Here is a 21,530-nt window from a genome sequence, read left to right as displayed (position 1 = left end):
CGGATTAGGGCGGTCCTTCAGTTCAAACGATAGATCAGAATACGCCAGGTCGTCAGGGCTCGCGCGCGACGCGGAAGCCGTTGGTATAGAAGCGCACATCGGCCTCGTATTTGAAGCGGGCAGCCGAGCGTAGATAGCGTGGATCGTTGTTGAAGGAGCCGCCGCGCAGCACGCGCTCGCGGCAACCGGGCACCACATAGGCACTGCCGTCGCGCGGTGCGGCGCGATAATTCTCGCTCCAGCAATCCGCGACCCATTCGGCCGCGTTCCCAGCCATGTCGTAGAGGCCGAAGGCATTGGGCGGATACTGGCCCGAAGTGATGGCGCTGCGGCGCGGCTGATCGTTGCAGCCGAGGCAGTTCGCGCGGTCCTTCTCCATGGTCTGGCCCCAGGGATAGACCGTCGTCGTGCCGGCTCGCGCGGCATATTCCCATTCGCTTTCGCTGGGCAGCCGATAGCGCTTTCCCGTCTTGGCCGAGAGCCAGGCGAGATAGGCATTGGCGTCGATCCAGTGAATATCCGTGACGGGGCGCTTTCCGCGCCCGAGCCCGCGATCGTCAGGCCGGTAGTTGCAGCCGCCCTCGTTCACGCAACGATCCCATTCCTCGAGGCTCACCTCCCGCGTGCCGAGATAGAAGCCGCGCACCGCAACGGGGTGAACGGGCTTCTCGAACTCGTAGAGATCATTCGAACCCATCTGAAAGGAGCCAGGCGGTATCGCCGTCAGCTCGGGGCAATCGCTGCAATCGCGGATCGGACCCGTCTTCGACGCCGGCGCGGCGGGCGTTGCTGCGGCCGGAGGCGGAGCGGCCGAAGTTGCGGCCGCAGCCGCCCCGGGCTTGCCGCGATAGAGCTGCTCGCGTGCACGCGCCAGTGCCGAGAAACGGCCATTCGGATAGGCGTCGAGATAGGCGCGGTATTCGCTGGCATTCTCGCTGTTGCGGATCGATTCCCAGAAGGCGAGCTCAAAGACGTCCGGCGAGGCGTCGGGGCTGTTCGGTGGCAGGATGACGGCGCGGTTCGCCTGTGCGGCCGCGACGGGCTGGCCGACAGGCGTCACCACGAGCCCCCTCGGCGGCTCGGATGAGAGCCAGATTTGCTGGCTGCGCCGGCTCGCCCGCGCCACCGCGTCGCGCACGCGGACGACTGCCGCCGCCATGTCGAGACCGGGCGTGCGGATCGCCTTCAGCCATTCCTCGACGGCGTGATTGCCGCGGGGCCCGGAATCCGCGACCGTTCTTCCCGGCGCGGCCGTGAACATCACCGCGACGGTCTCGAGGGGCTCGGTCGCGCGCAGGCCCCTCCCCCGCGCCTGCCAGGGATTGTCGCGGCTGGCGTCGATCAGCACGAGGGCGCTGGACGGCTTGGCAATGATCAGCGGGTCGATCACCTCATCGAGATCGACCGCGTCCTGCACCGGGTTGGGCGAGATCGGCACAAGGAAGTCGCGGTCGCGCTGCTGCACGGCGTGACCGGAATAGAAGACCACGGCCGAGGCACCGGGGCGCAGCTTGCCGGCAAACGCGGCGATGGCCTGCCGCGTTTCCGCACGGCCGCCATTTTCCACCGCGATCACCTCGAAGCCGCCTTCGCGCAAAGCTGCAGCAACGGCGCGCCCCTGTGCCGGCGCCTGTGCGACGGTCGCATCGGGGTAGGCGCCGTTGGCGATCACCAGCGCAACGCGAGCAGGCGGCGTAGCCTCCTGTGACAGGACAGGCATTGCCGCGAGCGCGACGAGCGGGACGGCGAGGAGGAAGGAGCGCAACCAGTCCATGCTAGCGACCATTCGTCATCGGCGGCGTCTCGGAGTGCAGGCCACCGCAGTCTCAGCGCACATAGATCGTGATCTTCTTCGACATCACGGGCGGATCATGCGGCGTATGGGTGTGATCTCCGACCATTAATTGCAGCGTATGAGGCCCTTTCGGCAAGGTGACGACAACCTCCGTTTGGCCGTTGCCAAGATGGATATTGTTGTAATCGGACGGAATCGGCTGGTCGGGCGGGCCGGGATCGGTGTCGATCAGCAGATGGTGATGGCCGGTCGCCGCATGCTCGACGCCGGCCGGCGCGACACCCATGTTGCGCAGCCCGATCCGGACGGTGAAGCGCTCCGGCACGCGCAACCCGTCGAGGGGATAATGGAAATAGACGAGCGCGCCGGGCGGCGCCTTCTGCCGTTTCGCGGCCTGCGCCAGCGCATCGGCCGGCCAGAGCAAGAGCAAGCCGGCCGTCACAAGCGAACAGCTCGCCAGGAGGATGGCTGCGATGCGGCGCAAAGCTCTCATCGGCGCCTCGTCGGTTTGCGCCCACCGGGCATCACCATGACGGTGATGCGCTCCGACATGACCGGCGGATCGTGCGGCACGTGGTTCTCATTCGCGAGCAGGAGCTGCAGCGTATGCTTGCCGGGCGACAGGGTGATACGCCGCTCCGTCTGGCCGCCGCCGAGGTGGATGTGATTGAGGTCGGACGGGATCGGCTCATCGAGCGCCGGGGTCGGCACATCGACCAGCAGGTGATGGTGCCCGGTGTTCGGCTTGGCGACGCCAGCCGGCGCGACGCCCATATTGCGTAAGCCGAAGCGGATCGTCGAGTTCGGGAAGATCGTCTCGCCATCCTTCGGATAGATGAAGTAGACGACCGCATCATTGGGCGAAGCTGTGCGCGAGCGCCCGGCCCCGGCCGCCGGAGCAGCGGGCGCCGCGGGGCCGGCCTGCGCCGTGTCGACGACGCGCACCCGGATCCGCTCGGAGATCACCGGAGGGTCATGCGGGACATGCTCGTGATCGCCCAGGAGGAGCTGCAGCGTATGCTCGCCGGGCGGGAGCGAGAGCTCCACCTCGGTCTGGCCGCGCCCGAAATGCAGATGGTTGAAATCGCTGGGGATCTCGCGGTCGAGCGCCGGCACCTCCGTGTCGACCAGCAAATGGTGATGGCCGCCATTGGGGCTCATCGTGCCGGCGGGCGTGATGGTGATGCCCTCGATGCCGAAGCGGATCTTCGCACGGGTCGGAATCGTCGCGCCGTCCTTGAGGTCGATGAAGAAGACCCGGGCGCCGGGAGCAGCAGCGGAGCGCGGCTTCTCGGCCGGATCGGCCGCGACTTCGACGGTGATCCGCTCGGACACGATCGGCGGATCATGCGGCACATGGTTATGGTCGGCGAAGAGAAGCTGGAGCGTGTGCCGGCCGGGCGTCAGCGCGATCTCGGCCTCGGTCTGTCCGCCGCCGAAATGGATGTGGTTGAAGTCGCTCGGGATCGGCTGGTCGAGCGCCGGCAGCTCGGTGTCGATCAGCAGGTGATGGTGCCCGGTGTTGCGCCTGGCCTGCCCGGCGGGCGCGATCTCCATGCCGCTGATCGCAAAGCGGACCGTGAACTTGCCGGGAACGCGGTCATTGTTGGCAAGGCCGACGAAGTTGAGCTTGGCGCTTGCTGGGGCCGGGCTGCGCTGCATCGCGCGCGCCTGGGCCGCAGCCTCGCCGATCGGAAGCGCGATGGCAATGGCGCAGGCCAGAGCCGCCGGTACCAGGGCGAGTATGAGGCGAAGCGCCCTCGATGGCATCGACGTCTCCCATCCACGAGACGAATACAGGGAGGCTACCAGCGCGGCTCCTCCCCTTCAAGCGGAACACCTGGCGCTGACCTAGATCGCCGCGCGTCCATCGGACGCGATAACGATGATCTATCTATTTGTTATCGCATCGGATTCTTCCGAAAAGCGGATTCCACTTTTCAGTCCGATGCTATAGCTGGAGCGGCTTTGTTCTGGAGTCCGGCGAAGCCATGCGGTAGCCTGACGCAAGGAAGGGGGTCATGATCCTCATCGCCAGACTCTGCGGGCTGATCATGCTCATGCTGACGGGCCTGGCCATGGCGGCGCCGGCTCCAGAGCGCCGCGTTGCGCTCGTCATCGGTAATTCCAGCTATCGCAACGCGCCCGTCCTGCTGAATACGGTCAACGACGCCGGCGACATGGCCGTGGCGCTGCGCAAGGTCGGCTTCGAGGTGATCGACGGTATCGATCTCGACAAGCGCGGCATGGATGCGGCGCTGACCCGCTTCGCCCGGCTGGCACAAGACGCCGATTCCGTCATGTTCTACTTCGCCGGCCACGGCTTCCAGTTCAACGGCGAGAACTACCTTGTGCCGATCGAGGCCAAGATTGAGGACGAGGTCGGCGTCCAATACGAGACGACGCGGCTGGCCGATGTCGTCACCGCCCTGAACTATGCCAGGGGCGTCAAGATCATGGTGCTGGACGCCTGCCGCAACAACCCCTTCGTCAACCAGCTCGCCAGGCGGCAGGCGACGCGCGGCTTCTCGGTCGGCTCCGGCCTCGCTCCCGTGGCGCGGGCGCAGGGCATGGTCATCGCCTATGCGACGCAGGCCAACGACGTCGCCGCCGACGGCGCCGGCCGCAACAGCCCCTTCACGGCGGCGCTGGTGCGCGAGATCGACCAGCCAGGACTCGAGGTGGCGACCCTGTTCCGCCGCGTCCAGAAGAGCGTCTACGATGCGACCTCCGGCCGCCAGACCCCTGAGCTCTCGCTCTCGCTGCTCGGCGATTTCTACCTCAACCGCGAGGAGACCGATGCCGATGTCTGGCAGCGCATCCGCGCCAGCGACGAGCCCGGCGCGCTCCGGGACTTCATCCAGCGCTATCCGGCGAGCTTCTTCACCGTCGATGCGCGCACGCGTCTCGACCTGATCGAGCGCCGCTCGCTCGCGACGAGCGAACGCGACAGGCTGGTGCGCGAGTTCGCAGAGCGCGAGCGCGCGCTGCTCGAGCGGCTCGAACGGGCCGAACAGGGGCGCCAGCAGGCCGCGACCGATCTCGCCCGGCAGGAACGTGGTGAGGCAATCGCGCCGCCGCCGCCCGCGACCGGGGATACCACGCGGGTGAAGCCGGCCCCCATCCCGCCCAAGCCACCGACCGGGGATACTGCCGAGCGCTCCCGTCTCGCCGACGAGCTGGCCCGGCGCGAAAAGGAATTGGCCGCGCTCGAAGCCGAGAAGCGGCGCCTGGCCGAAGAGCGCCGCAATGTCGAGCAAGCACTGGCGGCGCGGCTCGGCACGTTGGCGCCCTCCCCGCCCGATCGTTCGACGCAGCCTCAGGCCATGCCGGCGAGCGCACCGCGCCCGGCCGAGCGCCGCGCCGATACTCCGGCTGCCGGAGCACCGGCCAAGGCGAATTGCAGCGAGCTCCTGCTGCGGGCCCAGCTCGGCGAACTGACGCCGGCAGCGCGCGAGCAACTTCAGCAATGCCGCTGAGCGGGATGGGGCGGAGTGGGGCGAAAACCCGACACGGGGAGGAATGAAGCATGTCGATCGTCACGCGCCTCGGCCGCATTCTGACCCCGCTGACGCTTCTGGCGAGCGCCACTGCCGCATGGGCACAATCGGCGCCGCCACCCACACCGCTGCCTTTCCAGCAAGCGCTGCAGAAGGCGGCCGACGACCTCTTCGGCAAGGCCACGCTCACCGATCAGCAGGTCGATCTCGTCATCGACCCGCTGATCGACGCAGCCTCCGGCTCGCAATCGACCGCCACCCGCTCGATGCAGCAGATTCTGATCGAGATCGCCCGCAAATCCTATCCGCGCTTCAGCGTCCGCCCCTTCGACAGCGAGGCGCTGGCGCGCAAGCCCGTCGTGCTGGTCGGAACCTTCACAGCCGTGAACAACAGCGGAGCGGCAGACGGCCCGAAAGACGCCTACCGAATCTGCCTGACGCTGGCGGATCTGAAATCGAACAGCGTCGTCTCGAAGGGCGTGGCGCGTGCTCAGATCGAGGGCGTCGACGTGACGCCGACCCCATTCTATCGCGAGTCGCCACTCTGGGCGCAGGATCAGGCCACCAGCGCCTACATCAAGACCTGCCAGGGCACGAAGCTCGGCGAGGCGATCGATCCGGCCTATGTCGAACGACTGACGGCGAATGCCTTGGTCAATGATGGCATCCTTGCCTATGAATCGCAGCATTTCCGCGAGGCGCTGGCCTATTACCGGGCCGCGCGCAAATTGCCGGGCGGCGAGCAGCACCGGGTCAGGATCGGGACCTACCTCGCCGCCAGCAAGCTCGCGCGGCGCGACGATATGGTCGATGCCTTCGGCGACCTCGTCGATTACGGCCTGGGCACCAACCAGTTGATGGTGAAGCTACTGTTCAAGCCCGGCACCACCCAGTTCATCGACGATCCACGCATGACCGAGCCCTATCCGATGTGGCTGAGCCAGATTGCGACGCATGCCCGCCAGAAGGGAGCTTGCCTGGAGGTCGTCGGCCACACATCGCGCACCGGGCTGCCCCAGGTGAACGAGCGCCTCTCGACGCTGCGCGCCCAGTTCGTCATGGACCTGCTGCTGACCGGCGCGCCGGAAAACCGCAACCGCATCATCGCGACCGGACGCGGCTTCAAGGAAAATCTCATCGGAACCGGCAAGGACGACAACAGCGACGCGCTCGACCGGCGGGTGGAGTTCAAGGTGATCGGCTGCTGACGACGTCCTTGCGACGTCGGATGTTCACGATGTTGGTCGGTGCGCTCTCGCGAGAGCACTTTCGGACTTCGAACAATATCGACAGCGCTGGAATTGGGCGTCGGACCGCCGTGCATCCTATCGGACGCCCGGCGGCCCAACTCTTTCTCTTAGCATCGGATTTCTCCGAAAAGCGGATTCCACTTTTCGGTCCGATGCTCTACCTCAGCAGTGGGGTGACAATCGGGGCTGGGATATGCGTGGCGCATCGATCAGATTGGCGGGGACGCTGATCCTGTTCTTTGCCCGCTTCCTGACCGCCGTCCGCGGACGGTGGGAAGGTGTGGCGCCGGCTGCCGAGCAGCGGATCTATTACGCCAATCATGCGAGCCACGGCGATTTCGTCCTGATCTGGACAGTTTTGCCGCGTCGCATGCGATTTGAGACCCGGCCGGTCGCCGGGAGCGATTACTGGCTGAAGAGCCGGATAAGGCGCTTCATCGGCTGCGATGTCTTCAACGCCGTTCTGATCGATCGCGATCGCGCGAGCCGGACCTGTGATCCGATCGTTCAGATGACGGAAGCGCTGGATGCCGGTTCGTCCCTCATCGTCTTCCCGGAAGGCACGCGCAACACCACGGAGGCCCGGCTCCTGCCGTTCAAGAGCGGGCTGTTCCACCTTGCCAAGGCGCGGCCGAACGTCGTCCTCGTGCCGGCCTGGATCGACAACCTCAACCGGGTCATGCCGAAGGGCGAGTTCGTGCCGATCCCGCTGATCTGCACCGTCACCTTCGGCGCGCCGCTTCGTCTCGCCGATGCGGAGACGAAACAGGATTTCCTGGCCAGGGCAGAGGCGGCCCTGCTTGCCCTGTCACCGAAGGCGAACGCGTCATGACGATGCCGCATCCCGATCTGGTGGCCGTCCTGGCCGGCCTGCTTGGCGTCCTGATCGTGGCTTCCGTCATCGGCTACGGACTGCAGCGCAGGCTGTCGCCCGACGGCTCGAATGCCGTGGTCGAGAACCTGAACGACCGCATCCGGGCCTGGTGGGTCATGGTCGTGCTGATGGGGTTGGCGCTGATCGGCGGCAAGACCGGCGTGACGCTGCTCTTCGCCTTCTGTTCCTTCGCGGCCCTGCGCGAGTTCATCACGCTGATCGATACGCGCCGGGCCGACCACTGGGCGCTGGCGACCGCCTTCTTCGTTGTGCTGCCGCTGCAATATTATCTCGTCTGGATCGAATGGTACGGTCTCTATTCGATCTTCATCCCGGTCTACGCCTTCCTGCTGATGCCGATCATCGCGGCGCTGCGCGGCGACACCGACCATTTCCTCGTGCGCATCGCCGAGGTGCAGTGGGCGCTGATGATCTGCGTCTTCAGCACCTCGCATGTGCCGGCGCTGTTGAACCTCGACATCGCCGGCTATCAGGGACGCAACGTCCTGCTGATCGCCTTTCTCGTCATCGTCGTGCAGATCAGCGACGTCCTGCAATATGTCTGGGGCAAGCTCCTCGGCCGCACCAAGATCGCGCCACGGCTGTCGCCGTCCAAAACGGTCGAGGGCTTCGTCGGCGGGGCTCTCAGCGCGACGGCTGTCGGCGCCGGATTGTCCTGGATGACGCCGTTCACGCCGCTCCAGGCTGCGTTCCTGTCGCTGGTCATCGTCCTGATGGGTTTCTTCGGCGGGCTCGTCATGTCCGCGATCAAACGTGACCGCGGCGTCAAGGATTGGGGGCATCTGATCGCCGGTCACGGCGGCTTCATCGACCGGCTCGACTCGGTGGTGTTCTCGGCCCCGATCTTCTTCCATCTGGTCCGCTACGGGTGGTCGGCCGTATGACCCCGTCGCTCGCACGCCTGATGCGCAGCAGCATCGTCCATGTCGCCTTTGCCTTCCTCGCCATGGGGAGCTGGGCGGTCTTCGCCAACCGCGCCCATCCGATGCCGGCACCTCTTCTGGCCGGGGTGATCCAAGGCGCGCTATCGGCCGTCATCACGCTGCTACTGAAGCGATGCATCGAATATCTGGCCAGCCGTTTCACCGGCCTGGCCGCGCTTCTCGCACCGCCCGCGATCGCCGCACTCGTCTCCGTGAGCGTGCTGACCCTCGTCCACACGATCGGTGGAACGCCCGAGATCGGTCGGACGATCGCTGTGCCGCTCACCGTCGCGACGAGCTACGCGGTGCTTTACAATCTCTCGCTCTGGCGGACCGGGAAGGCCTGAATCATGGCGCAGGACGACAATCGGCGACCGCTCGCGAGCCGCGATTCCGGCTGGGCCCGTTCGGTCGCCCACCGGCTGAGCGCTGCCGCCGTGACGCCGAACCAGATCTCGATGGCGAGCATGGTGATGGCAACCTTTGCCGGCGCCGCCTTCTGGCTGGCGGGCACGGCCGAGGCCGGTCCGCGCGCCGCCCTGCTCCTGGCTGCCGCCCTGTTCTGCCAGCTCAGGCTGCTCTGCAACCTGTTCGACGGAATGGTGGCCATCGAAGGCGGCAAGCAGGCGCCCGATGGGCCGTTCTGGAACGAATTCCCGGATCGCGTTGCCGATATCCTCATTCTCGTCGGAGCCGGTTACGGGGCTGGCGTGCCAGCATTGGGCTGGGCGGCTGCCGGTTTTGCCGTTCTGACCGCGTATACGCGCGAACTCGGCCGTGCCTGCGGGCTGCCCGCCGATTTCTCGGGCCCGATGGCCAAGCAGCACCGCATGGCGACGATCACCGCGGCGGCCCTGCTATCACTGCTGGAACCGCTCTGGCATGGCCACAACGAGGTGCTGATCATCGCTCTCTGGCTCATCGCCGCCGGAGCCGCCGTAACCACTCTCAGGCGGGCCAGGAATGTCGCACGAGGTTTGCGCGCGCGCTAAGCGGTCGCGCCTCAGCGCGGCAGCGGAAGGCAAACGCCCCAAGCCAGCATACGACTACCGTCCAGAAGCTCCCTCGGGCTTCACACGACCTGTACGCGTCCGCCGAACCCGGAACGAAACAGAGCTTCGTGAGCCTCCTGATCTGGGTCGCAGCAGCAGTCTTTGACCAGGCGCACATCGTAGTCCGCGTCACTGGCCCAGGTGACGCTTGAAAGAACAACGCCGGTGGTGCTTATCCCAGCCATGACCAGCGTGTTTACACCACGCGTTCGAAGGTCGGCGTCGAGCGATGTGCCATAAAAGACACTGGCCCGCGGACAGGCATAGAAAAGATCACCTCGTTCGATCGCGAGTCCTTCGACCGGCAGGCCGGTACGAAATCGCCCGCTCGGGATATACGGTGAGATTTGGCGGTTTCTCGCCGGCGGCGCATGTTCATACCCTTCACCGAGCGAAAAATTGGGGAACAGCAGCGGCCTGCCGGTAGCGCGCCAGCTCCGGATCAGCGTGTTACACCGATCCAACAACGGCGACGGCTCGTTCCCGAACAGGATTTCGAACACGTCGACTTGATAATGCATGATGACCAGAGCTGCGCTATCGACGTATTGATCTTGAGTATTGATCGGCATCGAAATCTCCAAACGGCTATTTTTATTGTATATCCGCATCTCTGCCGTCCGTGAGCAAATCACGGCCGATCTGGCGAGCGACGAGGACATGGCCGCACACGCCTGCATCAACGAGGTCCGGTGAATCGCCAGCCCCGACCCGGTTGCGGTAATGTGAGCGGGATTGCCCGCAAGCTGACACTCAAGATCGGTCCCATCGTTTCCCAGTGGCGAGCTGGAGGAACTTTCGCGGCAAAACACCCAGCCTCGGAACGGGCCAACACAGATATCCGAAGCCTGTGCGCACCGTAGCTCGGTGCCTCAATGGCAAGCATAGGCAATATCTATTTGCGTACCCTGCCGCATCGCTGAAATCCTTGTGTCACTGCCGAGCGCCACCGAACCCGAGCGCCGCGGCGTTTCACCTGTCATTCGACCAGCTTCCGCCGTCGTGGCGGGAGAGGAGATCGCCATGCCCGGCACGGACAAGCTTCGCATCGATATCGAACGCTTCTGGAGCACGATCGAGCGATCCGCCGAGATCGGGCCCGGCCGTCCCGGTGGCCTGTCGCGCCTGGCCCTGACCGATGCGGACCGGCAGATGCGCGACCAGTTCGTGACCTGGTGCCGCGAGGCGGGCCTCGCAGTTCGGATCGACGGCATCGGCAATATTTTTGCGCGCCGCGCGGGGACTGACGACACGCTTCCGCCCGTGGTGATGGGCAGCCATCTCGACACGCAGATCAATGGTGGCCGCTTCGACGGCATTGCCGGCGTGCTCGGCGGGCTCGAGGTTTGCCGGACGCTGGATGTTTTGGGGCACCACACGCACCGGCCGATCGAAATCGTCAACTGGACGAATGAGGAAGGCGCCCGCTTCTCGCCGCCGATGGTCGGCTCCGGCTGCTTCGTCGGGACCTATGCGCTGGATTGGGCGCAGGGCCGCCGCGACGACGACGGCCAATCGATCGGCGAGGAACTGGCGCGGATCGGCTATCTCGGCGAGATGGAAGCCGAACCGCATGCCTTCGACGCCTATTTCGAGTTCCATATCGAGCAGGGCTACTATCTCGACCGTGACGGCATGCAGGTCGGCGTCGTGACCGGCGGCTTCCCGAGCACCGGCATGCTGGTCGAGTTCAAGGGCGAAACCGCCCATACCGGCCCCTGGCCGATGGAACGGCGGCGCAATGCCCTTCTCGCCGGCGCGCGCCTTCTCGTCGAGACGGACGAGATCGGCTGGGCTTATGCCTCTGGCGGCGGCAAGGCCACGGCGGCGCGGCTCATCGCCTGGCCCAACAAGCCCGGCATCCTCTCCGATTGGGCCCAGGCCGTCTGCGACGTGCGCCACCCCGATCCAGAGACGGCTCTGGCCATGGCGGAGCGGCTGCGCCGCGCTGTCGGTGAGGCTGCCGCGCGGTCGGGCTGCACCGCGGAGATCCTGGACACCTGGAACTGGGGCGGCCGGATTTTCTCGGAAGAGCTGATCGGCAGCGTCCGCGAGACCTCGCTCGGCCTCGGCTATCGCACGCAGGACATTCTGAGCCAGGCCGGGCACGACGCCTATTTCGTCGCCCGCCATGCGCCGACGACGATGATCTTCGCGCCCTGCAAGGGCGGCATCACCCACAACAATGCCGAACTCTGCACGCGCGAAGACCTCGAGCCGGGTCTCAACGTGCTGCTCAATGCTGTCGTGGCGCGGGCGGACCGCTAGAGCCGGATCCGATCAGGTTGAATCAACCTGATCGGTGAATCCGCCTCTAAACTCAAGTGAGAGAACGCGTTCTCCGATCTGACTGCGTTGCAGTCAGATCGGCGCGTGCTCTGAGAGCGGGCGCAACCGTCTCGGCATGCGTCCGCTCGATGGCGGCATCGCCGGCCGAGGCGATCTGCTCCTGGAAGATGCGCAGAAATGCGGCCTCCGCCGCGCTGAGCGGCATGGCCGGGTTGAAGACAAAGTAGAGATCCGCGCCGAGGCCGTCCGAGGCCGAGGCCAGATTCCACAGCATCCGGCTATCGAGCGCCCCCTGCACCGAAGCCAGCGGCAGGATGCCGATGCCGAGGCCCGCGGCGATCATCCGCGCCACCTCCTCGAGATTGGGGCTGGAGCCGACCACGCGGGTGCCCAAACCGGCGCCTTCGCGAAGCGAAACCATCGGCTCCAGCGCGCCGTCCTGGCCGCAAGCCAGCGCAACGAAAGGCTCGTCGCGCAATTCGGCGAGCGGAATGTCGTGAAGCCCGAACAGCGGGTGGTCGCGCCCGCACAGGATACCGAACTCTTCGCGCAGCAACGGTTGACAGTCCAGACCCGCCAGCGGCTTCGACAGCAGGCAGAAGCCGAAGGGGCTGAGCTTCTGCGAGACGGAACGCACGATATCCTGGCTGTTGGCCACGTCGATCCGCACGCCAACGCCGGGGTGCCTGCGATTGAGGCTGGTCAAGGCCCGGTCGAGCACTGGAAGCACGACATGGGTCACCACGAGAAGGCGGACCAGCCCGGTCAGGTCGTCATGGTCTTCCGAGAGCTTGTCGCCGATGCGCGCGACGCTGCGATAGATGTCGACGCATTCCTTGTAGAGCAGTTCGCCGCGTTTGGTCAGCACGAAGCGCCGGCTGTCGCGCTGGATGAGCTGGCCGCCGAGCGTTTCCTCCAGTCTCTGCAAGGCGGCCGAAACCGTCGGCTGGCGAACGAGCAGGCGGTCGGCAGCGCGCGTGATGCTTCGTTCCTCGACGATGACGAGGAAGGTATGCAGCAGATTCCAGTTCAGATGATGCAGCTTTGGCTTCTTGCCGCTCAAGCGCCTGTCTCCTTGGTCGCAGCCGGCATAGTGCAACTCTCTTGCCGCGGCGAGCCTAGAGGCTGTTATGGACCATAACGGCCTCTATGCTTAGCATAGCGACGATCTATTGGACCTCGTTTCGCTGGCTCCGTAGGGTCGCCATGACCCGAAATTCCCAGCGACGGAACGAGCATGTCCGAGGACGGATCCCTGGCCGCTATTTCGATCGAGCAGCTCGTCATGCGTCTTCGCGACGTCGAGACCGCGACGATCGGCCATATCCTGACGGAAGGCTTCATGTCTCCCACCATTCAGTGCGCCGGGGATGCCCCGCGGATCTGCGGCCCGGCGTTCACGGTGAGCCTGCCTCCCGATGACGGCGCGGCGCTCTCCTGCGCGGTCGTGCAGGCAAGACCGGGCGACATCCTCATTGTGGATCGGCAGGGCGATGACCAGCATGCCTGCTGGGGAGCGGTGATGACCGCAGCAGCGCAGGCAGCCGGCCTCGCAGGCGTGGTCATAGACGGCTTCGTCACGGATATCGCCGCAATCCGCGCTTCGGGGCTGCCAGTCTGGTGCCGCGGCCGCTCGCCCCTGACGACGAAGCTGCACGGACGCGGCGGCTCGATCGGCGTGGCCGTGACCTGTGGCGGGGTGCGTGTCATGCCCGGCGATCTCGTCCTCGCCGACGAGAACGGCGTCTGCGTGATCGAGGTCTCCGCGGCCGCCGCGCTTGCCGAGCGCGCGCTTGCGATGCAGGCCGCCGAGCCGGAGATCATCGCAAGAATCCGTGTAGGAGAACGGATCGACGAGATCAACGGAGCCCGCGCTCTCTTCGCTAAAGCGGACCAACATTAACAACGCTCCGCGGCACTGCACGCAGAGGGTGGGCCGCAATTCGACAAGCCTTCCAGAAAACAGGGGAACAGACCGATGAAGAAATTGGGAACGGCCGCGCTGGTCGGAGCAATGCTCGCGGCTTCACTTGCCTTTGCACCCGCGCCGGCACGGGCCGGCAAGGCGGACGACACGCTCAATGTCGCCTTCGCGCTGGAGCCGGAGGCGCTCGACACCTACAAGATCGCCGGCCGCGAAGGATTGATCCTTGCCCGGCACGTCTATGACGGACTGCTCTACAAGGACCTCGATACCGGCGAGATCAAGCCGGCGCTCGCCAAGGCCTGGCGCTTCGTCGATCCCACGACGATGGAGTTCGACCTGCGCGAGGGCGTGACCTTCCACAACGGCGCCAAGTTCACCGCCGACGACGTGGTCTATACGCTGACGACCGTGCTCGATCCCACCTATGGCACGCGCTTCCGCATCGCCGTCGACTGGATCGACAAGGTCGAGAAGGTCTCGGACTTCCGGGTCCGCATCAAGATGGCCAAGCCCTTCGCTGGGGCGGTCGAGATGCTGGCCGATGCGCTGCCGATCTACCCGGCGGCCTATTTCAAGGAGGTCGGCTCGGCCGGCATGGCGGCCAAGCCCGTCGGCACCGGCCCCTACAAGCTGGTCGAGATGACGCCCGGCATCCGCTACGCCTTCGAGCGTTTCGACGGCCATTATGCCGGCAGCCCCAAGGGCAAGCCTGCGATCGGCAAGATCGTGGTGCGCACCATTCCCGAGCTCAACACGCAGTTCGCCGAGCTGATGGCCGGAAAGCTCGACTGGACCTGGCGCATTCCGCCCGATCAGGCCGCCCGCCTCGCCGGCCGCGTGCAGATCGTCAACGGCCCGATCATGCGCATCTCCTATGTCGGCATGACCGTGACCGGCAAGGGCAAGGACTACCCGACCAGGAACGTGCTGGTGCGGCGCGCCATCAACCACGCCGTCAACCGCGAGGCGATCGTCAAGGCCTTTGCCGGCGGCGCCTCGCAGGTGCTGAACGCCGCCTGCAATCCCAAGCAGTTCGGCTGCGCGCAGGACGTGGCGAAATACGCCTATGACCCGGCCAAGGCCAAGGCGCTGCTGGCCGAGGCCGGCTTCGCGAACGGGGTCGACACCGAGATGGTGTTCGCAGCCATGCCGCGCCCGGTTGCCGAGGCGATCGCGGCCGATCTCGGCAAGGTCGGTATCCGCGTCACGCTGAATGAACAGCAATATGCGGCAGCGGTGCAGAAGTGGCGGGCCGGCGAATTGCCGGCGCTCTTCACCAACTGGGGCAGCTACGGCACCGGCGACGTCGCCTTCATCATCTCGAACTTCTTTGGCGGCGGGGCGGACGATTTGGTGCAGGACAAGGAGGTCATCGACCTCGTGACGGCGGCCGACACCTCGCAGGACCGTGCATTGCGCGAGACCAACTACGCCAAGGCGCTGAAGAAGATCGCCGATCAGGCCTACTGGCTGCCGATGTACGACTTCAACATCAACTACGGCCTGTCGCAGTCGCTTGTCTTCAAGCCCCATCCGGACGAGTTCGCCCGCTGGTGGCTGTCGAGCTGGAAGTAGCACGCCTGCCCGCTTCGCCCCGGTTCGAACACCGGGGCGAAGCAAGACCTTTCTGGCAAGCCGACCCGCCATCCACGGAGCCGACATGCTGCCTTTCCTCATGCGTCGCCTGATCGTCGCCGTGCTGGTGGCGCTGGCCGTCTCTGCCATCGCCTTCGGCCTGATGTTCGTCTCGGGCGACCCCGCCGTCGTGCTCGCCGGCCAGGCCGGCCGGGCGCAGGACGTCGAGCTGATCCGACAGGCCTACGGGCTCGACCGGCCGATCATCGTGCAGTTCGCGAGCTGGATCGGCCATGCGCTGTCCGGCAACCTGGGCACGAGTCTCTATTTCAATCTGCCGGTAGCATCGATCATCGCAGAGCGCCTCTCGGTAACGCTGCTGCTCGGCAGCGCCGCCTTCCTGCTCGCCCTCGTCATCGCCGTCCCGCTCGGCATTGCCGCCTCGTTACGGCCGGGTGGGATTGTCGATCGCATTGCGTTGTTGTTCGCCGTCCTCGGCCAGGCGATCCCAAGCTTCTGGCTCGGCCTGATCCTGATCGTGATCTTCGGCGTCTGGTACGGTCTCGTCCCAATTTCCGGCACCGAAAGCTGGCAAGGCTACATCCTGCCCGTCGTCGTCCTCAGCTACTACGCCATGCCGGCGCTGATGCGCCTGACTCGAGCCGGCATGATCGATGTCCTGTCCGCCGACTATATCCGCACCGCCCGCGCCAAGGGCGCCTCGCAGATGCGCATCCTGCTGATCCATGCCCTGCGCAATGCGGTGCTGCCTCTGGTCGCGCTCGCAGCGGTGCAGTTCGGCGTCATGCTGTCCGGATCGATCGTGATCGAGAGCGTCTTCGCCATCAACGGGCTCGGCCGCCTCGCCTGGGAATCCCTCCTGCGCAGTGACCTCCCGGTGGTCCAGGCGATCATCCTGATCCTCTCGCTGATCTACGTCACGCTCACCACCGTCGCCGACCTGATCAATGCCTGGCTCGACCCCCGCTTGAGGAGCGCCTGATGTCGATCGCCGATCGAGAAACCGCCATCCTGCGCCGGCGCAAACTCTGGAAGGGCCTGAGCGCAAGCAGCGCCATCCGGATCGGAGGCGGCCTGCTGGCCGTCATCGTGCTGGCCGCCCTGTTCGCCCCCTGGCTGACGACTCATGATCCGGTCGCGCAGGACCTCGCGAAGCGCCTCATCCCGCCGTTCTGGTATCCCGGCGCCGATCCCGCGCATCTTCTGGGCACAGACCATCTCGGACGGGACTATTTCGCGCGGCTGCTCTATGGCGCGCGCGTCTCGCTCGGCGTCGGCCTGTTTGTGACGTTGTGCGCCGGGATCATCGGGACGATGCTCGGATTGGCCGCCGGCTATTTCGGCGGCCGCGTCGACATGCTGGTGAGCTTCATCGTGACGACGAGGCTCTCGCTGCCGATCGTGCTCGTCGCGCTCGCGGCGGTCGCCCTGGGCGGGGCCTCGCTGCGGACCCTGACGATCGTTCTCAGCCTGCTTCTGTGGGATCGCTTCGCCGTGGTGGTCCGGGCGGCGGCTCAGGGGCTCCGCAACCGGGAGTTCGTGCAGGCGACGCAGTCCTTCGGCGCCTCGCATCTCTACATCATGCTGCACGGCATCCTGCCGAACCTGCGCAATACGCTGATCGTGGTCGCAACGCTGGAGATCGCCAACGTCATCCTGCTCGAGGCGGCACTGTCCTTCCTCGGGCTGGGCGCCCAGCCGCCGACACCGTCCTGGGGGCTGATGATCGCGGAGGGGCGCGAGAACATCCTGTTCGATCCCTGGCTGATCGCGCTTCCCGGCGCGGGGTTGTGCCTGCTCATCCTCGCCGTCAACCTGCTCGGGGACGGCGCCCGCGATGCGCTCGACAACAAGTGACAGCCCGCGCCCGACCTGAGGCCGCTCCTGCGGTCATCGCCTGCGGGATGCCCGCGTCACCCGGCGCGTTGCCGGATCAGCGCCACCGGCACCGGAGGCTTTCGCTCCAGCTTTGACCGTGGGTTCCTCCACCGTCTTGCCGGGATCCCTGGCCGCAACGAGCGCCGCATGGTCCTGCGTGCTCTGCGTCGCATAGGCCATGGCGAAGGAGGTCACAGCCTCGTCGAAGATCTCGGACCCGCCCATATAACCCGCGATGGCTGCCGCATCGCCGGAGCGGACATGGGCGCGCGCCAGCGTTCGGCCGCAGAGTTCGGCATAGGCCGTCAGGGCTTGGCCCTCGACAACTTCGGCGATCGATCCCAGACGACGGTTCTTGAGTTGCCGGACGTAGAACTGACGCCCGCTGGCATCGTCGTCCGCCCACCCCAAAAACACGTCGCTCGCCGCCTGCAGCATGCGCTGACCTTCCACCACGCGCTGTCCCTGATGAGACGGCACCGGGCCCCCACCCTTGAGCCGCGTGAGGACAGAGACCTGGGCCTCCTTGACCTGCAGGAACAGCGGCTCATCATCCGCGGTCATGAACAGGCCGACCACGCAGAACGTGCCGACGCTGCCGACACCGACGACCTTGAAGGCGAGGTCCCGCAGCTCGTAGCGCGCAACCAGCACGAGGCGCTCCGGCGGCAAGGTCTCGCGATAGCGATGGAAGACCTTGTGGGCCTGCAAGGCTCGCGTCCCGTCGCGCTCCTCGGCGAGATGGTAGATCAGGGGCGGCCGATCCTCGATCCGCCAGGAGCCATCCGTCGTGGCCTCAAGATGGGGAAAATTGTCATCCTGCTGCGGGTTGCTCCGCGCTTTGGCGAGGAGGCCGTGCACATGCCGGCGCAGCGCCGGATCATCGAGCCGCTCGAGTTCCTGTCCGAGTTCTGTGCGCGCCTGCCAGGCCTCTATCGGAGCGAGCTTGGCAAGTCTGCGCAGCCGACGGCGGTAGGCCTCGACCGTCGCCGCGACAGTGAGACGGGCGGCCTTCCCGGAAAATCCGGCGTTGAGCGCCGCTACGGCGACACTGGCGGCCAGGCGCTTGAGGTCGACGGTGAAGTCGATACCCGGCAGCGTTTCGTCGAAGTCGTTGATGTCGAAGTGGACATTCTCCTCCGGGGTGGCAAAGACGCCGAAGTTCATGAGATGACAGTCGCCGCACGCCTGCACACCCAGACCGGCCGACGGGAGACCCGCAAGATCTGCCGCCATCACGGCCGCCGCCCCGCGCAGAAAGGCGAAAGGATTCTGCATCATGCGCTGGTAGCGGATGGGCAGAAGCTCCGGAATGCGGCTGCCATCGCTCTCGGCGAGAATGGAGACGGCTTCGCTGCCGGCGCGAAGCGACCATTGCGCATGGCTCTCGCGCGGAACTTTGCTGCGCAGGGCCTTGCCGGCGGCGTAGCGCTCGGCACGGGACAGGAGGAGTGGCTTAGTCTGTCGCGCCATCGGAGACCTCGATCCTGCCGTTTCAGCCGGCAGAGTGATGCTTCTTATCGGCGAGCCTGCTGCCCTGGCTGGCTCTATCCCGCGACCCGGTATTCTGGCGTCCCGCCGGAGCTTGCAAAGGGGTACGGCTTGCGGGCCTCTAGCCATCTCGTTGGATATCAGGGTCATTCGATTCATAGCAGCTTCTAAGGGCGAAGGCGCGAGCATCAGCCGGCTGCAGCCGCGGCCCGGAAACGGCTGACGAAGTCTTCGAGCGTGGCGCGGTCCGTGTCCGAAATGGCCCAATAGGAGAAAGCGCCGTCGGTCCAGCGCAGCAGCGAAAAACCGCCGGCGGAACGCTCCGCCGCGACCAGCACAGATGCGGTTCCACTGTCCTGCGGCGCGGCGACGAGGGTAATCAGATGCTCACGGTGCTTGTAGACCAGCGCCGGCACCGGCTTGTCCCCGATCACTTCGACACGGCCGCCCAGGAGCGAAAAACCGTCTCTCGCAAGGTCCGGCGCGGCGGGCGACAGCCCAATCCGGGCGTCGAGCCAGGGCTTGACCGTGTGCCGATCCGACGAGGCGACGTCCACCGGGCTTGCCGCGAGGAGGCTGCGGCGATGGCTGCTGGCGATCGACGCCGCAAAGCTGTCCGGCGCGCCACGTGTCATCGCCCATTGGGTCAGCCCGCTTGCCAAAACCGTGGTGATGAGGACCGATGCCGCCATGGCGCGCCAGCCGAACGGGCCGAAGCGGGAAATGGCCGGCTGTGCCGCTGCCGCGGGACGAACGCCAAGTGCGGCGATGCGAGCCTGGAACGCCTCGCTGACTTCGGGCCGCGGCAGACTGCGAATGGCGGTCTGCATCGCAACGATGCGGGCGTGTTCAGCCGCCAGGGCCGGATCGTCTGCCAGGCGTCGCTCCAGGGCCAAGCTCGTGGCAGCGTCGAGTTCGCCATCAACCAGCGCATGAAGCAGCAACCGAAGATCCGCCGGGTCCGACGGCAATCCCATGGCTTCCTTCATCGCTTGCCCCCCAGTTCCGAGATCAGCAGCCGGCGCGCCCGCGACAGGCGCGACATCACCGTGCCCAGCGGCACATGAAGCATCGCCGCGATCTCCCGGTAGCTGAGGCCGTTGATGTCCCGCAGCACCAGAACCTCGCGAAAAGGGTGCGGCAGCACCATGATCGCCGCTTCCAGCGCCGCCGCATCCGCCTTGGCGATCAAGGCCGCCTCCGGCGTATCAGCGCCAGTCTCGGCGGTGGCGGCCAATGCGTCGAGATCGGCCAGATCGCCAACGGCGACGATGCGACGTGGGTGGTTTCGCGCAAGCCAGGCGTAGGACACGTTGCGCACGATCGTCAGCAACCAGGCGCGCGCATTGCCGCCCGCATAGGTTGCCAGCCCCTTATGCGCCTTCAGGCAGGCCTCCTGCACCACGTCCTCGGCGTCATCGGCATTGCCGGTCAGCCAGCGGGCGAGCGCCAGGGCGTCGGAGAGATGGGGCAGGACCACCTCGCCAAAACGTTCCGCCGAGGCTTTGTCGCTCAACACCGCGGCATCGTCCGGTTCGTCGGAGAACGGCTCGCCTGCCACTCTCACGGGATGACGGTAATGGTACCCTGCATGTGCGGATGAAGCGCACAAAAATAGGGAAAATCGCCCGATTTCGTGAAGGTGAAGGTGTAGCCGTCGCCTGTGTCGAGCGCCTTGGACCGGAACGAACCATCGCTCGCAACCACGATATGCGGAATGTCGTCGTCGTTCTCGAATGTCACGACCGTCCCGACCTTCACCGTGAGGGCCGTGGGGGTAAAGGTGAAGTTCTCGATCTTGACGCGTGTGGCATCCGCGCCCCGGAGCGGAGTTTGCGCCATGACGCTGACGCCGAGACCGACGACAGCGAAGGCCAACCGTCGAGTGATAAGACCTGTAGAGATCACGGGAAGCATCCTTTTCTTCGCTGCGAGGCTCAGCTTCCGGCAAGCGTGCTGTCGATGATCGCGAGTTCCTCCCTGCCCCGCTCCACTGCGACATTGGTGATGCCGAGGAGATTTCGTAGTTGGCCGGGAGGCACGGTCATCGGGCCCGGGGATGGCGCGGTGCCGGGCGCCGGCTGCGGGAAAGCGGTCGAGAGGGCGGTGTGGAAGGTGACGTTGCCCTCCACCTTCTGCATGATCTGGTGGATATGGCCGTTGAGGACGGTGACCGAGCCAAAGCGCTTGAGCAGAGCGAGCGCCTGCGCCGCGTCGTCGGTGCCCCAGCCCCATTCCGGATAGATCGCCCAAAGCGGAATATGGGCGAAGACGACGACGGGCGTTGAGGCGCTGACGGCCTTCAGGTCGTCGGCCAGCCAGGCGAGTTGGTCCGCCCCCAGATTGCCGAGTCCTCCGGCCTTGAGGTTCACGACATTGACCAGGCCGACGAAATGCACGCCATTCTGGTCGAAGGAATACCAGCCGGCGCCCCTGGCGCCCGCGCCGTAGCGCTCGAGATAGGCGCGTCCGTTGTTCTCATCGATGATGTCATGCTCGCCGGGCACATAATGCACGTCGAACCCGGCGCCGCCGATGATCTGCGCGGCGGTGTCGAACTGCGAAGCCGTGGACAGATGGGTGATGTCCCCGGTGTGGATCAGGAAGGACGGCTTTTCGGGCAGCGCCTGAACCTTGCCGATGGCCTCCTTCAAGGTGTCGACGGCATGCGGATTGGCGGCCTTGTCGAAGCCGATATGGCTGTCCGAGATCTGCAGAAACGTGAAACCTGCCGACGGCGCCTCGGCCGCCTTGGCCTCGCCGAGCAGGCCGAGCGATACGGGTACTCCGCCCGAAACCGTCCAGAGAACGCCGGTACCCGCCCAGATCATGCATTCAAGCGCATGCCGACGGTCGACAGGCTCGCCATTGCTGCCGCGGTGATGGGTCATGTCGGTCTCCTGCAGTGCCGCCAATGGCACATGCCCAGAAGAC

Annotated in this window: 21 protein-coding genes; 11 read left to right on the top strand and 10 right to left on the bottom strand. The window is 65.9% G+C overall.

All coding sequences use genetic code 11. The features are described from left to right. Positions 1-52: 52 nt before the first annotated feature. From FQV39_RS33810 to FQV39_RS21865, 3 genes are read right to left on the bottom strand one after another with little or no spacing between them, the layout of a single operon-like run. The gene (locus tag FQV39_RS33810; protein ID WP_187640013.1) at positions 53-1,774 is read right to left on the bottom strand and encodes an SUMF1/EgtB/PvdO family nonheme iron enzyme; all 1,722 of its coding nucleotides are present in this window, start codon (positions 1,772-1,774) and stop codon (positions 53-55) included. A 52-nt stretch (positions 1,775-1,826) separates the two neighbouring features. Further along, on the bottom strand, positions 1,827-2,288 hold the full coding sequence (locus FQV39_RS21870; RefSeq protein WP_149132213.1) for a DUF4399 domain-containing protein: 462 nt from the start codon (positions 2,286-2,288) through the stop codon (positions 1,827-1,829). After that, positions 2,285-3,565 (bottom strand): DUF4399 domain-containing protein, encoded by a 1,281-nt coding sequence (locus tag FQV39_RS21865; RefSeq protein ID WP_187640012.1) that lies wholly within the window; start codon positions 3,563-3,565, stop codon positions 2,285-2,287. The genes FQV39_RS21870 and FQV39_RS21865 overlap by 4 nt, the downstream gene beginning before the upstream one ends. A gap of 251 nt (positions 3,566-3,816) precedes the next feature. On the opposite strand from FQV39_RS21865, the gene FQV39_RS21860 reads away from it, so the two are divergent. From FQV39_RS21860 to FQV39_RS21835, 6 genes are all read left to right on the top strand, one after another. Continuing rightward, entirely contained in the window at positions 3,817-5,274 is a 1,458-nt protein-coding gene (locus tag FQV39_RS21860) for a caspase family protein (protein ID WP_149132212.1), read from the top strand. A 50-nt stretch (positions 5,275-5,324) separates the two neighbouring features. Further along, positions 5,325-6,503, top strand: a complete 1,179-nt coding sequence (locus FQV39_RS21855) for an OmpA family protein (RefSeq protein WP_149132211.1) — start codon at positions 5,325-5,327, stop codon at positions 6,501-6,503. Positions 6,504-6,738: 235 nt separating this feature from the next. Next, on the top strand, positions 6,739-7,377 hold the full coding sequence (locus FQV39_RS21850) for a lysophospholipid acyltransferase family protein (RefSeq protein WP_149132210.1): 639 nt from the start codon (positions 6,739-6,741) through the stop codon (positions 7,375-7,377). After that, complete coding sequence (locus tag FQV39_RS21845; RefSeq protein WP_149132209.1) at positions 7,374-8,324, top strand: phosphatidate cytidylyltransferase; 951 nt, start codon at positions 7,374-7,376, stop codon at positions 8,322-8,324. Before FQV39_RS21850 ends, FQV39_RS21845 begins: the two co-directional genes overlap by 4 nt. Further along, a complete protein-coding gene (locus tag FQV39_RS21840; protein ID WP_149132208.1) occupies positions 8,321-8,710 on the top strand; it encodes a hypothetical protein in 390 nt (129 codons plus the stop codon). Before FQV39_RS21845 ends, FQV39_RS21840 begins: the two co-directional genes overlap by 4 nt. A gap of 3 nt (positions 8,711-8,713) precedes the next feature. Then, on the top strand, positions 8,714-9,355 hold the full coding sequence (locus tag FQV39_RS21835) for a CDP-alcohol phosphatidyltransferase family protein (RefSeq protein ID WP_149132207.1): 642 nt from the start codon (positions 8,714-8,716) through the stop codon (positions 9,353-9,355). Between the two features lie 80 nt (positions 9,356-9,435). Here FQV39_RS21835 and FQV39_RS21830 read toward each other — a convergent pair whose 3' ends face one another. Further along, positions 9,436-9,987: a cysteine hydrolase family protein gene (locus tag FQV39_RS21830; RefSeq protein WP_149132206.1), complete on the bottom strand. Its 552-nt coding sequence runs from the start codon at positions 9,985-9,987 to the stop codon at positions 9,436-9,438. Between the two features lie 451 nt (positions 9,988-10,438). Here FQV39_RS21830 and FQV39_RS21825 point away from each other — a divergent pair, with 451 nt between their 5' ends. Beyond that, positions 10,439-11,683 (top strand): Zn-dependent hydrolase, encoded by a 1,245-nt coding sequence (locus FQV39_RS21825; protein WP_149132205.1) that lies wholly within the window; start codon positions 10,439-10,441, stop codon positions 11,681-11,683. 52 nt (positions 11,684-11,735) lie between these two features. Here FQV39_RS21825 and FQV39_RS21820 read toward each other — a convergent pair whose 3' ends face one another. Continuing rightward, positions 11,736-12,767, bottom strand: coding sequence for a LysR family transcriptional regulator (locus FQV39_RS21820; RefSeq protein WP_149132204.1), 1,032 nt, complete (start codon positions 12,765-12,767; stop codon positions 11,736-11,738). A gap of 174 nt (positions 12,768-12,941) precedes the next feature. Between FQV39_RS21820 and FQV39_RS21815 the strand changes: the two genes are divergently transcribed. The 4 genes from FQV39_RS21815 to FQV39_RS21800 all read left to right on the top strand — a co-directional run bounded on the left by FQV39_RS21815 (position 12,942) and on the right by FQV39_RS21800 (position 17,084). Further along, positions 12,942-13,607 carry an RraA family protein gene (locus tag FQV39_RS21815; protein WP_149132203.1) on the top strand — a complete coding sequence of 222 codons (666 nt, stop codon included), beginning with the start codon at positions 12,942-12,944 and terminating at the stop codon, positions 13,605-13,607. A 75-nt stretch (positions 13,608-13,682) separates the two neighbouring features. Then, entirely contained in the window at positions 13,683-15,206 is a 1,524-nt protein-coding gene (locus FQV39_RS21810; RefSeq protein ID WP_149132202.1) for an ABC transporter substrate-binding protein, read from the top strand. An 85-nt stretch (positions 15,207-15,291) separates the two neighbouring features. Then, positions 15,292-16,209 (top strand): ABC transporter permease, encoded by a 918-nt coding sequence (locus tag FQV39_RS21805; protein ID WP_149132201.1) that lies wholly within the window; start codon positions 15,292-15,294, stop codon positions 16,207-16,209. Next, a complete protein-coding gene (locus FQV39_RS21800; RefSeq protein WP_149132200.1) occupies positions 16,209-17,084 on the top strand; it encodes an ABC transporter permease in 876 nt (291 codons plus the stop codon). The genes FQV39_RS21805 and FQV39_RS21800 overlap by 1 nt, the downstream gene beginning before the upstream one ends. Positions 17,085-17,117: 33 nt before the next feature. Here FQV39_RS21800 and FQV39_RS21795 read toward each other — a convergent pair whose 3' ends face one another. The 5 genes from FQV39_RS21795 to FQV39_RS21775 form a co-directional block, all read right to left on the bottom strand. Continuing rightward, positions 17,118-18,578 carry a DUF2252 domain-containing protein gene (locus FQV39_RS21795; protein WP_149132199.1) on the bottom strand — a complete coding sequence of 487 codons (1,461 nt, stop codon included), beginning with the start codon at positions 18,576-18,578 and terminating at the stop codon, positions 17,118-17,120. A gap of 206 nt (positions 18,579-18,784) precedes the next feature. Further along, positions 18,785-19,585 (bottom strand): anti-sigma factor family protein, encoded by an 801-nt coding sequence (locus FQV39_RS21790; protein ID WP_149132198.1) that lies wholly within the window; start codon positions 19,583-19,585, stop codon positions 18,785-18,787. Further along, entirely contained in the window at positions 19,582-20,112 is a 531-nt protein-coding gene (locus FQV39_RS21785) for a sigma-70 family RNA polymerase sigma factor (protein ID WP_149132197.1), read from the bottom strand. The genes FQV39_RS21790 and FQV39_RS21785 overlap by 4 nt, the downstream gene beginning before the upstream one ends. Positions 20,113-20,159: 47 nt before the next feature. Then, complete coding sequence (locus FQV39_RS21780; protein ID WP_149132196.1) at positions 20,160-20,513, bottom strand: cupredoxin domain-containing protein; 354 nt, start codon at positions 20,511-20,513, stop codon at positions 20,160-20,162. A gap of 20 nt (positions 20,514-20,533) precedes the next feature. Next, positions 20,534-21,487 (bottom strand): metallophosphoesterase family protein, encoded by a 954-nt coding sequence (locus FQV39_RS21775; protein ID WP_149132195.1) that lies wholly within the window; start codon positions 21,485-21,487, stop codon positions 20,534-20,536. Positions 21,488-21,530 lie beyond the last annotated feature (43 nt).

Source organism: Bosea sp. F3-2 (assembly GCF_008253865.1).
GTDB lineage: Bacteria > Pseudomonadota > Alphaproteobacteria > Rhizobiales > Beijerinckiaceae > Allobosea.
The sequence above is the reverse complement of the archived record's forward strand: the minus strand, read 5'-3'. Positions and strand labels throughout refer to the sequence as shown.